Source organism: Massilia sp. Root351 (assembly GCF_001425045.1).
Lineage (GTDB): Bacteria > Pseudomonadota > Gammaproteobacteria > Burkholderiales > Burkholderiaceae_D > Rugamonas.
In genome coordinates this window covers 13,904-26,423 of sequence record NZ_LMDJ01000008.1, presented here as the reverse complement: position 1 = coordinate 26,423, position 12,520 = coordinate 13,904, and the positions used below count along the sequence as shown (strand labels likewise).

At 65.9% G+C, this 12,520-nt stretch carries 12 protein-coding genes; 10 read left to right on the top strand and 2 right to left on the bottom strand.

All coding sequences use genetic code 11. The annotated features are described in order from the left end of the window. The first annotated feature begins 9 nt into the window (after nucleotides 1–9). From ASD15_RS33155 to ASD15_RS11815, 3 genes are read left to right on the top strand one after another with little or no spacing between them, the layout of a single operon-like run. Nucleotides 10–450, top strand: coding sequence for a hypothetical protein (locus ASD15_RS33155; protein WP_229418160.1), 441 nt, complete (start codon nucleotides 10–12; stop codon nucleotides 448–450). Continuing rightward, nucleotides 447–2,771: a GAF domain-containing protein gene (locus ASD15_RS11820; protein WP_200953960.1), complete on the top strand. Its 2,325-nt coding sequence runs from the start codon at nucleotides 447–449 to the stop codon at nucleotides 2,769–2,771. Before ASD15_RS33155 ends, ASD15_RS11820 begins: the two co-directional genes overlap by 4 nt. Further along, nucleotides 2,771–3,694, top strand: a complete 924-nt coding sequence (locus tag ASD15_RS11815; RefSeq protein ID WP_057155083.1) for a LysR family transcriptional regulator — start codon at nucleotides 2,771–2,773, stop codon at nucleotides 3,692–3,694. Before ASD15_RS11820 ends, ASD15_RS11815 begins: the two co-directional genes overlap by 1 nt. Nucleotides 3,695–3,710: 16 nt before the next feature. On the opposite strand, the gene ASD15_RS11810 is transcribed toward ASD15_RS11815, so the two are convergent. After that, entirely contained in the window at nucleotides 3,711–4,559 is an 849-nt protein-coding gene (locus ASD15_RS11810) for an aldo/keto reductase (protein WP_057155201.1), read from the bottom strand. 213 nt (nucleotides 4,560–4,772) lie between these two features. Here ASD15_RS11810 and ASD15_RS11805 point away from each other — a divergent pair, with 213 nt between their 5' ends. The 5 genes from ASD15_RS11805 (at nucleotide 4,773) to ASD15_RS11785 (ending at nucleotide 8,913) form a co-directional block, all read left to right on the top strand. Beyond that, nucleotides 4,773–5,729 carry a sugar-transfer associated ATP-grasp domain-containing protein gene (locus ASD15_RS11805; RefSeq protein ID WP_162249894.1) on the top strand — a complete coding sequence of 319 codons (957 nt, stop codon included), beginning with the start codon at nucleotides 4,773–4,775 and terminating at the stop codon, nucleotides 5,727–5,729. A 76-nt stretch (nucleotides 5,730–5,805) separates the two neighbouring features. Beyond that, nucleotides 5,806–6,948, top strand: a complete 1,143-nt coding sequence (locus ASD15_RS11800; RefSeq protein ID WP_057155079.1) for a PepSY domain-containing protein — start codon at nucleotides 5,806–5,808, stop codon at nucleotides 6,946–6,948. 176 nt (nucleotides 6,949–7,124) lie between these two features. Beyond that, nucleotides 7,125–7,418 carry an H-NS family nucleoid-associated regulatory protein gene (locus ASD15_RS11795; protein WP_057155077.1) on the top strand — a complete coding sequence of 98 codons (294 nt, stop codon included), beginning with the start codon at nucleotides 7,125–7,127 and terminating at the stop codon, nucleotides 7,416–7,418. Between the two features lie 164 nt (nucleotides 7,419–7,582). Beyond that, nucleotides 7,583–8,197, top strand: coding sequence for an LON peptidase substrate-binding domain-containing protein (locus ASD15_RS11790; RefSeq protein ID WP_057155075.1), 615 nt, complete (start codon nucleotides 7,583–7,585; stop codon nucleotides 8,195–8,197). A gap of 86 nt (nucleotides 8,198–8,283) precedes the next feature. Continuing rightward, nucleotides 8,284–8,913, top strand: a complete 630-nt coding sequence (locus ASD15_RS11785) for an FMN-binding negative transcriptional regulator (protein ID WP_057155073.1) — start codon at nucleotides 8,284–8,286, stop codon at nucleotides 8,911–8,913. Nucleotides 8,914–8,934: 21 nt separating this feature from the next. Here the strand turns inward: ASD15_RS11785 and ASD15_RS11780 are convergent, their stop codons facing one another. Continuing rightward, nucleotides 8,935–9,888: a DMT family transporter gene (locus tag ASD15_RS11780; RefSeq protein ID WP_057155071.1), complete on the bottom strand. Its 954-nt coding sequence runs from the start codon at nucleotides 9,886–9,888 to the stop codon at nucleotides 8,935–8,937. 144 nt (nucleotides 9,889–10,032) lie between these two features. On the opposite strand from ASD15_RS11780, the gene ASD15_RS11775 reads away from it, so the two are divergent. After that, nucleotides 10,033–11,388, top strand: a complete 1,356-nt coding sequence (locus ASD15_RS11775; protein ID WP_057155069.1) for an erythromycin esterase family protein — start codon at nucleotides 10,033–10,035, stop codon at nucleotides 11,386–11,388. Then, complete coding sequence (locus tag ASD15_RS11770; protein ID WP_057155067.1) at nucleotides 11,385–12,476, top strand: chemotaxis protein CheB; 1,092 nt, start codon at nucleotides 11,385–11,387, stop codon at nucleotides 12,474–12,476. The genes ASD15_RS11775 and ASD15_RS11770 overlap by 4 nt, the downstream gene beginning before the upstream one ends. Nucleotides 12,477–12,520: the final 44 nt, after the last annotated feature.

Below are 12,520 nucleotides of genomic sequence, written 5' to 3'. Positions count from 1 at the left end.
GATTGCTGCATGACAAACACCATCCACGCCGAGCCGGACGCACTCAGTCTTGCCCTGTCCGAAGTGCGCGACCTGCAGCGCACTGTCGTTGTGCTGCGCACCGAACTGGAACAGGCCCAGCACGAGCGCCAGCGCCAGGTGCAGGACGCGCAGGCCGCAGCGCACAACGACACGCAGCAACTGCGCGCCACCGTGTTGTCGCTGCGCGATGCGCTGGAGCTGGCGCACGGCGAGCGCGACAACGCCGTCAAGGCCGCGCTGGCCGCTTCCCTCGCCGAAATCGCCCAGTTGCGCGACACCATCGCGGTGCTGCGTACCGGGCTGGAGCGCGCGCTCGCCGAGCACGCCAGCCTGCAGCAGCAGAGCGCCAGCGCGCAGCGCGCCGAGGTGCAGCAGTTACAGGACACCATACGCGCGCTGCGCAGCGCGCTGGAAGGCGCGGCCGCATGAACGATATGGCAAAGGGCGGCGTCGTCCCCGGCGGCGGGGGCAGGCAGCGCGGCCAGGGCGGCCTGCCGCGCGCGGCATCGGGCGCGCAGTCGCGCTTGCGCATGGCCGAGCTGCTGCTGGAAGTATCGCGCCGCATGGCGGCCTACGACACGCTGGACGAGATCCTCACCGCGCTGGTGGAGGTGACCACCGAGGAGCTGGAGGCCGAGCGCGGCACGCTGTTCCTGAACGACCCGGAGACCAATGAACTGTTCTCGCGCGTGGCGCAGGGCGAAACCCAGCGTGAGATCCGCTTCCTGAACAGTTCCGGCATTGCCGGCCACGTGTTCACCACCGGCGAGCCGCTGATGATTGCCGACGCCTATGCCGACCAGCGTTTCAACCGCGCCATCGACGAGCAGACCGGCTTTGTCACCCGCAACATCCTGTGCGTGCCGATCCGCACCTTCAAGGGCGAGATCATCGGCGTGTCGCAAACGCTGAACAAGCAGCGCGGCCAGTTCACCCGCAAGGATCTGGAACTGCTGGCGGCGCTGACCACGCAGGGCACGCTGGCGCTGCAAAGCGCGCGTTTCCTGGAAAGCATGCAGAAAGTGCGGCGCCAGGAGATGGAATTCATCGACGTGGTGTCCGAAGTGACCGCCGACATCAAGCTCGGCTCGCTGCTGCAGCGCGTGATGGGCGAAGCCACCCGCCTGCTCAGTGCCGAACGCTCGACGCTGTTCCTGAACGACGAGAAGACCGGCGAGCTGTGGTCGGAGGTGGGGCAGGGGCTGGACTCGCTGCAGATCCGCCTGCCGAACACGGCCGGCATCGCCGGCGCCGTGTTCAGCTCCGGCAAGACCATCAACATCCCCTACGCCTATGCCGACCTGCGCTTCAACCCGGCGTTCGACAAGCGCACCGGCTTTTTCACGCGCTCCATCCTGTGCGTGCCCATCGTCAATAAGCATGGCAAGACCATAGGGGTGACGCAGGTGCTGAACAAGCGCGGCGGTCCGTTCAGCCTGGAGGACGAATCGCGGCTGCGGGCGTTCACGGCGCAGATTTCGATCGCGCTGGAAAATGCCAAGCTGTTTGCCGACGTGCAGCAGATGAAGAACTACAACGAGGCCATGCTGGAGTCGATGTCCAACGGCGTCATCACCCTCGACGGGCAGGAGAAAATCGTCACCTGCAATGCGGCCGGCCTGCGCATCCTGCGCGCCGAGGCGGCCCAGCTGCTGGGGCGGCCGGCGGCGGAGTTCTTCACCGGCCCCAACACCTGGGTGCTGGACAAGCTGCGCCTGGTGGAGGAAAACCATGTGGCCGAGCACTTCATGGACGCGCCGCTGATCGTCGGCGAGGACACCATTTCCGTCAATTTCAACGTGCAGCCGCTGTTGTCGGTGGAGAAGAAGCGCATCGGCTGGATGCTGATGCTGGAAGATATCTCCAGTGAAAAGCGGCTAAAAGCCACCATGTCGCGCTATATGGACCCCGGCATCGCTGACCAGATGGTGGCCAACGGCGCCGAAATGCTGGGTGGCAAGAACGTCAACGCCACGGTGCTGTTCTCGGACGTGCGCAGCTTCACCACCATCACCGAGCAGCTCGGCGCGCAGGGCACGGTGGCCTTGCTGAATGAATACTTCACCATGATGGTGGACTGCATCCAGCGCGAAGCGGGCATGCTGGACAAATTCATCGGCGACGCCATCATGGCCGCCTTCGGCATCCCGGTGGCGCACGAGGACGACCCGGACCGCGCGGTGCGCACCGCCATCGCCATGATGGCCGAGCTGCGCGCCTGGAACGTGCAGCGCGTGCGCGACGGCAAGCTGACCGTCGATATCGGCATCGGCTTGAACACGGACCAGGTGGTGTCGGGCAATATCGGCTCGAAGAAGCGCATGGACTACACCATCATCGGCGACGGCGTGAACCTGGCGGCGCGGCTGGAGTCGGCCTGCAAGCAGTACGGCGCCCACATCCTGATCAGCGAGTTCACCTACCGGGCGCTGCGCGGCACCTACCGCACGCGCGAGCTGGACATCGTGGTGGTGCAGGGCAAGACCAGGCCGGTGGCGATCTACGAGGTGCTCGACTACCACACCGAAGACAGCTATCCCAACCTGATCGACGCCATGGGCCTGTTCCGCAACGGCATTATCAACTACCGCCAGCGCAAGTGGGCAGCGGCGCGCAAGCTGTTCGAGGAAGTGCTGGCGCTCAATCCCGGCGACAAGGCGGCCGCGCTGTACATCGAACGCTGCCTGCGCCTGGCGGCCGAACCGCCGCCGGACCACTGGGACGGTACTTACGTCATGCAAAGCAAATAATGAAAATTCCACGGAGCACGCTGGAGCAGTGGCAGGTGCTGCAAGCCATCGTTGAATGCGGCGGCTACGCGCAGGCGGCGGAAGCGCTGCACCGCAGCCAGTCCTCGGTCAGCTACATGGTGGCCAAGCTGCAGGAGCAGCTGGGCATTGAACTGCTGGAAATCGACGGCCGCCGCGCCCGGCTTACCCAGAACGGCGAAACCCTGTTGCGCAAGGCGCGCGAGCTGCTGGACGATGCCTTCCAGCTGGAAGAGCTGGCCGCCAGCCTGAACGAAGGCTGGGAATCCGAACTGCGCTTCGCGGTCGACAGCCTGTTCCCCAGCGAACTGCTGATCCAGATCCTGCAGGAGTTCGAGCCGCTGGCGCGGCACACGCGGGTGAACCTGGAGGAAACCATTTTGTCGGCCTCGGACGACGTGCTGCGCGAAAAGCGCGCCGACGTGGTGATCGCCAACTATGTGCCCAGCGGTTTCCTGGGCGACGCGCTGCTGGACATCGAGTTCCTGGCCGTGGCCCACCCCAGCCACCCGCTGCACGGCCTGAACCGCGACCTGAACGAGGACGACCTGGAGCGGCACCTGCACATCGTGGTGCGCGACGGCGGCGTGTCCGCGACGCGCGATTTCGGCTGGCTCAACACGGCCCAGCGCTGGACCGTCACCAGCCCCGCCACGCGCACCGAGATGGTGTGCGCCGGCCTCGGTTTTGCCTGGATGGCCACGCACAAGATCCAGCACCAGCTCGCCTCCGGCCTGCTGAAGCCGCTGCGCCTGCGGGTGGGACAGAAGCGCAAGCTGTCGCTGTCGCTGATCATCGCCAACGCCGAGCGCCCCGGGCCGGCCGCCTGCCAGCTGGTGAGCATCATCCGCGCCGTCATCGCCCGCCACTGCAAATACAAGGCCGGCGGCTGCCCGGCGATCTGAGCGCCGGCCGCCCTGCTCAGCGCATGGCCAGCGGGCTGTGGCGGCGGGGCAGGGGATAGCCCTGGTCCAGCTCGGCCAGGTCTTCAGCGCTGAGTTCGTAATCGAGCGCGGCGCGGTTCTGGCGGATGTGGTCGGGATTGGCGGCCTTCGGGATGACGATCACGCCGTCCTGCCGCAGCAGCCAGGCCAGCGCGATCTGCGCCGGGGTGGCGCCGTGGCGCCGTGCCACCGTTTGCAGGCTGCGGTTGTCCAGCATGGCGCGCTGTTCCAGCGGATTCGATTCCAGCGGCGAGTAGGCCATCAGCGGCACTTGCTGCTGCTGCGACCACGGCAGCAGATCCCATTCAATGCCGCGCTTGGCCAGGTTGTACAGTACCTGGTTGACGGCAATGGCGCCGCCGCCGGGCAGGGCGCGCGCTTCGCGCATGTCGGCCAGGTCAAAATTGCTGACGCCATAGGCGCCGATCTTGCCGGCTTGCTGCAGCGCCATGAAGCCGGCCAGCGTTTCCTCCAAGGGCACCGAGCCGCGCCAGTGCAGCAAGTACAGGTCGATCTGCTCGACCTTGAGGCGCTTCAGGCTGCGCTCGCAGGCCGCCACCACGCCGGCCCTGCTGGCGTTGTGCGGATAGACTTTGCTTACAAGAAAGGCCTCGTCGCGCCGGCCTGCAATCGCTTCGCCCACCACTTCCTCGCTGCCGCCGTCGGCGTACATTTCCGCCGTGTCGATCAGCGTCATGCCCTGGTCCATGCCGAGCTGCAGCGCGGCCACCTCGTGCGCGCGGTAAGTGGGATCTTCGCCCATGTTCCAGGTGCCCTGGCCCAGCGCCGGCACTTGTCGGCCCGACAATAAAACCACACTCTTCATTTCCACCTCCGGCATGTGAAAGTTTGCATTACACTGGTCTCCTCTCTTCCGGAGGAGGTCTCGATGAGTCTATTGCTAGGCAAGTTGCGGATGGCGCGCGATGCGGGCGGTAAACCCGCTTTTCGGCAAGTATGGGAGGCCGCCAGCCTTCGATTGCGCCGTTCCCCGGTCGGGATCAGCGAATATTTCGATTATGGCATCTGGCACAACTCCGTGACACCCGCCAGGCGTGCGGAATTTATCGGCTGGCGCGCGAGCAGCGCACTGGACCGCGAATTGAACGCGCCGCAATCGCGCGTGCTGGCAAACGACAAGCTGATCAACCACGTGATCCTGCGCTCGGCCGGCTTCCCGGCCCCGGAGCCGCTGGCCACCTACACCACGGCAGGGCGCCGCATCGACAGCGAAACCGCGCTCACCAGCAAAGACCAGGTGCTGGCCTGGCTGCGCGGCGACGTCTACCCCTTCTATGTCAAGCCGATCTCGGCCGGCTATGGGCGCGGCGTCCTGGGCGTGGCCGGCATGGAAGGCGAGCGCCTGCGCCTGCTGGACGGCAGCGAGATCGGCCTGCCGCAGTTTCTGCAGCCCTTCGATTTCGAGCCGTACGGCGGCATGCTGTTCCAGCGCCCGCTCAAGGCGCACCCGGCCATCACGGAGCTGACGGGGTCGGAAGCGGTGAGCTGCGTGCGCTTCATCTGTTTCGTCACGCCCGGCGGGCCGGTGCTGCACACGGCGTTCTGGAAAATCACCGTGGGCCGCAATATGCTCGACAATTTCTCGCACGGCGACTACGGCAACTGCCTGGGCGATGTCGACCCGGAGAGCGGCCTGGTGCGGCGCGTGATCAGCCGCATGGGCCCGGGCGGCGAGATCAGCCGCCATCCCGGCACCGGCCGCGAGCTGGTGGGCTTTGCCTTGCCGGACTGGCAGCGCGCGGTGCGCCTGGTGTACGCCGCCAGTGCGCTGTTCCCCGGCCTGCGCCTGCAGAATTGGGACGTGGCCTTGTGTCCGGAAGGCCCGGTGCTGCTGGAATTGAATACCGAATCGGAATTGGCGGTGCCGCAGGCGATTTCGGGCCGCGGCTTGATGGACCAGCGCCTGCGTACCATCCTGGCCGAGATCGGGCAGGGCGAGCTGGCGCACCGCGCGGCGGTGGCGGGTCGTCACTAGCGGAGTGATACCGGTAATTGAGAACTATTCTCACGAATGCTATGATGCGGATTGACCGAATCATTGCTTAGAGAAAATGTCCACCGCAGCCGTTCCCTTGCGCCGCATCTCGTTCCGTCCGGCCATGGCGTGGCTGCACCGCTGGGCCGGGCTTACGCTGGGCCTGCTGTTCGTGCTGATGGGCCTCAGCGGCACCCTGCTGGTGTTCGAACACGAGATCGACGAAGCGCTCAATCCGCAGCTGTTCCATTCCACCCCTGCGGCGGCGTGCAGCGCGCCGCTGACGCCGGACGCCGCCGCCGCGACGGTGCAAGCGCAGTGGCCGAAAGCCCGCGTCGGCGGCGTGTTCCTGCCGCGCCACGAAGGCGGCAGCTGGCGCGTCACGTTCAAGGCGCCCGGGATAGAAACCGGCGAAGCCTTGCTGGATGCCTGCAACGGCGCGCTGCTGGGCAGCCGCGACCGGGCGGCCGTGGGATTCGGCGCGCAATATCTGATGCCCATGATGCAGACCTGGCATTTGAATATGTTCCAGGGTAAGTCCGGCCGTTTGGCGCAAGGTTATATCGGCGCCGCTATTGCGGTACTGCTGGCAGTGGGCCTTTACCTGGCATGGCCAGCCAAGCGCCAATGGCTGCGCGCGCTGCGCATTAAACTGAATCAGAGCACTTACCGCAGCCATTACGACTTGCACCGTTCCATCGGCTTGTTGGCGCTGCTGCCTTTACTGCTGCTGGCGCTGACGGGCTTTTACAACGGATTACCGGAAGTGGTCAGCTCCATGGTCGGCAGCGTGGCGCAAACCGGCGCGGAGCGGCGCGCTATCGCGAGGCCAGCCTTGCAAAAAGGCGAAACCGCGATTAGCTGGAACCAGGCGCAGGCGATAGCCGCGCCGTATTTGCGCGACGGCGCCGCCATGGCCGGCATTTCGCGCCAGCCGGACAAAGGAATATTCATTGCACGCCTGCGCCGCGCCGACGACTGGCAGCGTACCGGCACGCTGCGGATTTACATCGATATGCGCAGCGGTAAAATACTGGAAGCCATCAATCCCTTATCCGGCAAGCCGGGCGACCGTTTCCTGGCCGCGCTGTTCCCTCTGCATTCCGGCCAGCTCGGGGGCGCCTCGGTGAAGTGGCTGGTGGCGCTGGCGGGATTGTTGCCGGCGCTGTTTTTTATAACCGGTATTACTACCTGGTTACTGCGCAGGAAAAAGAAATAGTTTAGAACGCGCGTGTGGACATGGCTCAACGCTGGCGTGGAAAATATGCCTCCCGTTTCATATTTAGCTAGAATGCGGGCGTATTCTTGTGGTAAATTGCGGTCTTGAATTCTCACAGATTGTCACGCATCGCTTTTGTGGGAATCTCTTATCAACCATAGAGGAAGAGTTGAGTCATGACCACTTATCAGGAATACCAGGCAAAAATCGCTGAACTGCAAAACCTGGCGGAATCCGCCCGCCGCGACGAGCTGAATTCGGCTAAAGAGAAAATCGCCGCCATCATGCGCGAGCACGGTCTGACCCTGGCTGATCTGGCTGGCACGGCCAAACCTGCAAAAGTAAGCAAGCCACGCGCACCGGTGCCGATGAAATATCGCGACACCGCCACCGGTCAAAGCTGGACCGGCCGTGGCCGCGCACCGAAATGGCTGGAAGGTAAAAACAAGGAAGACTTCCTGATTAAGTAATCAGGTTGTTGTTGCAAAAAATATCCGGCATGCCCGCGTGGGCCTGCCGGATATTTTCATTTATGCATCACAGTGTGGCATTCGCCACAAAACCTGCATGTTTCCTCGCCCTGGCGCTAGAATTTTGCTCGGCGGCATGACGTATTTCGTGCGATGATGGCAAGATGCCATCCATACCGCTATTTCCTCTTAATACAGTACTATTTCCAGACGGACACTTGCCGCTGCAAGTATTCGAAGTCCGTTATCTCGACCTGGTGAAGAAGTGCATTGCCCGTTCGGAAGAGTTCGGAGTGGTGGCGCTCGCGTCCGGCAGCGAAGTGCAGCGCCCGGAGCAGCATGAGGAATTAACGGACATCGGCACCATGGCCCGCATCGTGGACTGGTCTTCTCCCATGTCCGGCCTGCTTCAGCTGACCTGCGTGGGCACGCAGCGTTTCCGCATCAATTCGGCTTCCCAGCTCAAGCACGGCCTGTGGATGGGCGAAGTGGACATGCTGGAACCCGACATGCAGGTGCCCGTGCCCAGCGAGCAGCAGGACGTGGCCGAAGCGCTGGGCGCCGTGATCCGCTCGCTGCAGAAGCGCCAGCTGCCGACCACCCAGATGCCCCTGCTGCCGCCGTACAAGCTGGACGACGCCGGCTGGGTGGCCAACCGCTGGTGCGAGCTGCTGCGCATGACGCCCACCCGCAAGCAGTTGCTGATGGCCCAGCAAAACCCGGTGCTGCGCCTTGAACTGGTGCAGGATGTGCTGTGCGAGAGCGGGCTGCTGGAGTAGCTGGCTCCACATTTCCACCACGTCCTGGCTCTCGCCGCGTGCCGCAAGCCTCGTTACACTGGGGCCATCGCCACTGTGGAGCCGTCATGTACAACCAAACCGCTTTTCTCGAAGAACGCCCCGAGGTGCTGCACGCACTGCTGCGCGCCCACCCGCTGGGCACGCTGATCGTCGCCAGCGGCGGCAGCGTCAGCGCCGACCTGATTCCGTTCATCCTGTACCCCGAGGAGGGCGCGCGCGGCGTATTGCGGGCCCATGTGGCGCGCGCCAATCCGGTCTGGCAGGCCTTGCGCGACGGTGGTGAATGCCTGGTGCTGTTCCAGGGGCCGCACGCCTATATCAGCCCGAGCTGGTACGCCGGCAAGGCCGAGCACCACAAGGTCGTGCCAACCTGGAACTACGCGATGGTGCAGGCGCGCGGCGCCGCGCGCGTGGTCGAGGATGGCGCCTGGCTGCACCGTGCGCTGGGCGACCTGACCGCCGTGCACGAGGCCGGGCTGCCGCAGCCGTGGCAACTGTCCGATGCCCCGCCGGATTTCCTGGCGGCAACCATGAAAGCCATCGTCGGTATCGAGATTCCGCTGGCGTCGCTCGAGGGCAAATGGAAGGCGAACCAGAACCGCAGCGCGGCCGACCGCGACGGGGTGGTGCAGGGCTTGCGCAGCCGGCCCGACGGAGCGGCCATGGCCGCGCTGGTGCAGGCGACGCTGAAGTAGCGGCAACGGTATCGGCCCGTTTTACGGCGGGGGCAGGTCTTCCTCCATGGCGTGCACCCGCACCGACCACATCACGCCCACCGCCAGCAGCACGATGGCGGCCGCTTCCAGCGGACGCGGCCATTGTTGCTTGTAGAGAAAGCCGTACAGCAGCGCGAATAGCGTTTCGAACAGGATCAGCTGGCCGGACAGCGTAACCGGCACGCGCCGGCTGGCGATGTTCCACAGGTGGTTGCCGATGACCGACGCGCCCAGTGCCAGCAGGGAATTGGTGATCCAGAACACGGTCCAGTCCCGTCCGCTGGCCTTGCCGGCGGCGCCCAGCACGTCGCCGTGCCACACGGCCAGGGCCGCGGCGCCGATCAGCAGCGCGATCAGGCCGCTGGACAAGCCATACAGCGCCGACCATTCGGCACTCGTGAAATGCGGGTTGCGCTTCAGGTAGCGCGCGTTGTCCAGCGTGTACCAGCTCCAGCACAGCAGTGCACCGGTGGCGCACAGCACGCCCAGCAGGGTTTGCAGCACGGGGTGGCCTGCATTGCCGGCATGCATGAACACATCCACATTGATGCAGGCGATGCCTGCAGCGGCCACCAGCAGCGGCAGCGCCAACTGGCGCAATGGCAGTGCGCCGTGGTCCTTGCGGCCCATCAGCGTGACCGAGATCGGCAGCACGCCGATGATCAGCGAGGTGGGCGCCACGCCGGCCAGCTTCACGCCGAGCGCCAGCAGCATGTAATAGACGATGTTGCCGGCCAGCGCATGGCGCACCAGCGCCGCGTAGTCGCTGCGCTCGAGCCGCGCGTACAGGCGGCCCAGGCGCGGCAGCATCAGCCCGAAGGCGATGGCGCCGTAGGCGATGTAGCGGCCCACCGCCATTTCCACCGGCGAGAACGCCGACAGCAGTTCCGGCACGATGAACACCATGCCCCACATGGCCCCGGCCAGCAGGCCGCACAGCACTCCATTCCACATCTGTAAGCTCTCCGGTTCACAAGGGCGACAGTGTCGCACAGCAAGGCGCGGCGCGGAAGGCCGGCCTTGCGCCGCATCGCGTGCGGCGCAAGGCGTGTGGCGCGGCGCGATGGATGGGACTATCATGGCGGTAGGGAGGCCATCATGACTGCTTCAGCCACCGCCCTGGCGCTGCGCGCCGAGTTGCTGCCGCTGGCGGACGACCCGCACTACGATCATCTGCTCGAGCAGATCGGCGCATCGAGCATCGTGCTGCTGGGCGAATCCACGCACGGCACCACCGAGTTCTACCGCCTGCGCACGGAGATCACCAAGCGCTTGGTGGTCGAGCGCGGCTTTGACGCCATCGCCGTGGAGTGCGACTGGCCGGACGCGCTGCGCGTGAGCCGCTACGTGCAGCATTCCGACGGCGACATCAATGCGGCCGACGCGCTGGGCGGTTTCCAGCGCTTTCCGCAGTGGATGTGGCGCAACACGGAAGTGGTGGCGCTGGTGGAATGGCTGCGTGCGCATAATGCGCAGGCGGGCGACCCGGCGCGGCGCGTAGGCTTTTACGGGCTGGACCTGTACAGCCTGCGCAAGTCCATGCACGCCGTGATCGAATACCTGGACAAGGAAGACCCGGCCGCGGCGCGCCGCGCCCGCGAGCGCTACGCCTGCATCGACCACATGGCCGACTTTCCGCAGCGCTACGGCTATGCCGCCACCTTCGGCATGACGCGCGATTGCGAGGACGAACTGGTGGGCCAGTTGCGCGAGCTGAGCCTGCAGGCGGCGCGCTTGATGGCGCGGCCCGGCGCGGCGGTGCCGGATCAGCTGTTCTACGCGCAGCAGAACGCGCGCGTTGCGCGCAATGCCGAAACCTATTACCGGGCCATGTTCCAGCACGGCGACGCGGCCTGGAACGTGCGCGACACCCACATGGCCGACACGCTGCTGGCGCTGCGCCAGCACCTGGGCGCGCGCAAGGGGCGGGCGCCGGCCAGGATCGTGGTGTGGGCGCACAACTCGCACATCGGCGACGCGCGCGCCACCGAGATGGGCGAGGGCGGCCAGATCAACCTGGGCCAGCTGGTGCGGGAAAACTATCCGCCAGGCGAGTCCTTCCTGCTCGGCTTCACCACCCACACCGGCAACGTGACCGCCGCCAGCGATTGGGACGGCCCGGCCGAGCTGAAAGCGGTGCAGCCATCGTTGCCGCACAGCATCGAGCGCCTGCTGCACGCCAGCGGTGCGGCGCTGCCCGGCAATGAGTTCCTGTTGCCGCTGCGCGGACGCGACAGCGTGCTGGCGCACCTGCCCGAGACGCTGATCGAACGCGCCGTCGGCGTCGTGTACCGGCCTGAGACGGAACGCCGCAGCCACTACTTCCGTGCCGACCCTGTACGCCAGTTCGACGCGCTGATCCATATCGACCGCAGCACGGCAGTGCCGCCGCTGGAACGGTCGGCCTCGTGGGCGATGGATGAAGCGCCCGAGACCTATCCTTCCGGGCTATGACGCCAGCCACCGACAAAGTGATTGTGATCGGCGCCTCGGCGGGCGGGCTGGATGCGTTGAAACGCGTGCTGGGCAAGCTGCCGGCCGACTTTCCCGCGCCGGTGCTGGTGGTCATGCATATCGGCGCGCGCGAGAGCATCCTGCCGGCGCTGCTGCGCAAGGTTTGCGCGCTGCAGGTGCGCCATGCGCGCGACGGGGAATTGCTGGCGCAGCCGATGATACTGGTGGCGCCGCCGGACCGGCACATGATGGTGGCGCGCGACGGCCCGATCGGCTGCGTGCGGCTGACGTACGGCGCGATGGAGAACTACACCCGGCCCGCCATCGATCCGCTGTTCCGCTCGGCCGCCGCCGCGTACGGCGCGGGCGCCACCGGCGTGATCCTGACCGGCTACCTGGATGACGGCACGGCTGGTTTGCAAGCCATCAAGGCCTGCGGCGGGACTGCCGTCGTGCAGGATCCGTCCGACGCATTTGCCGAGAGCATGCCGTCGAGCGCGCTGGAGCGGGTAGCGGTGGACTATGTTTTGAAACTCGACGATATCGGTGACATGTTGCTGACCCTGGCCGGCGCGCCGCTTCCGCCGTCCGAACTGGACGCCACGCAGGACTTGAGCAAGGAGGCAGCCATGGAAAGCAAGCCGCGCGAGGTGCCGGAGTGGATTGCCGTGGAGAACCGCTACGCCGGCGGTGAAGGCGAGCTGCGTGACCTGGAGCGCATCGCCCGCCCGTCCACGTTCACTTGTCCCGAGTGCCATGGCGCGCTGTGGGAAGTCAGGGAGCGCGTGGCGGGCGCGGCGTCCAGCGGCAATGCAAACGGCAAGCCGCGCCCCCGCTACCGCTGCCACACTGGCCACAGCTTCACCGCGCTGGCACTGGAGCATACCCAGGACCGGGTGGTGGAGGAGGCCGTGTGGTCGGCCATCCGGGCGCTCCACGAAAAGGAAGAACTGGCGCGCCGCCTGGCCGAACACGCGCATTCGAACGGCCTGCCGGGGGCGGCTGCCGACTACCAGGCCCGCGCCGAGTCTGCCCGCCGCAGCGCCGCAGTGCTGCGGAATAACCTGGTGCGCGGCGCCGGCGGCTGATTGCTTTCCACGCCGCGCCGCACCTCGCTACGGTTGCCGCCCGG

Coding starts and splice junctions, on each gene's coding strand:
- ASD15_RS33155 (WP_229418160.1), top strand. CDS start 10: ATGACAAACACCATCCACGCCGAGCCGGACGCACTCAGTCTTGCCCTG.
- ASD15_RS11820 (WP_200953960.1), top strand. CDS start 447: ATGAACGATATGGCAAAGGGCGGCGTCGTCCCCGGCGGCGGGGGCAGG.
- ASD15_RS11815 (WP_057155083.1), top strand. CDS start 2,771: ATGAAAATTCCACGGAGCACGCTGGAGCAGTGGCAGGTGCTGCAAGCC.
- ASD15_RS11810 (WP_057155201.1), bottom strand. CDS start 4,559: ATGAAGAGTGTGGTTTTATTGTCGGGCCGACAAGTGCCGGCGCTGGGC.
- ASD15_RS11800 (WP_057155079.1), top strand. CDS start 5,806: ATGTCCACCGCAGCCGTTCCCTTGCGCCGCATCTCGTTCCGTCCGGCC.
- ASD15_RS11795 (WP_057155077.1), top strand. CDS start 7,125: ATGACCACTTATCAGGAATACCAGGCAAAAATCGCTGAACTGCAAAAC.
- ASD15_RS11790 (WP_057155075.1), top strand. CDS start 7,583: ATGCCATCCATACCGCTATTTCCTCTTAATACAGTACTATTTCCAGAC.
- ASD15_RS11785 (WP_057155073.1), top strand. CDS start 8,284: ATGTACAACCAAACCGCTTTTCTCGAAGAACGCCCCGAGGTGCTGCAC.
- ASD15_RS11780 (WP_057155071.1), bottom strand. CDS start 9,888: ATGTGGAATGGAGTGCTGTGCGGCCTGCTGGCCGGGGCCATGTGGGGC.
- ASD15_RS11775 (WP_057155069.1), top strand. CDS start 10,033: ATGACTGCTTCAGCCACCGCCCTGGCGCTGCGCGCCGAGTTGCTGCCG.
- ASD15_RS11770 (WP_057155067.1), top strand. CDS start 11,385: ATGACGCCAGCCACCGACAAAGTGATTGTGATCGGCGCCTCGGCGGGC.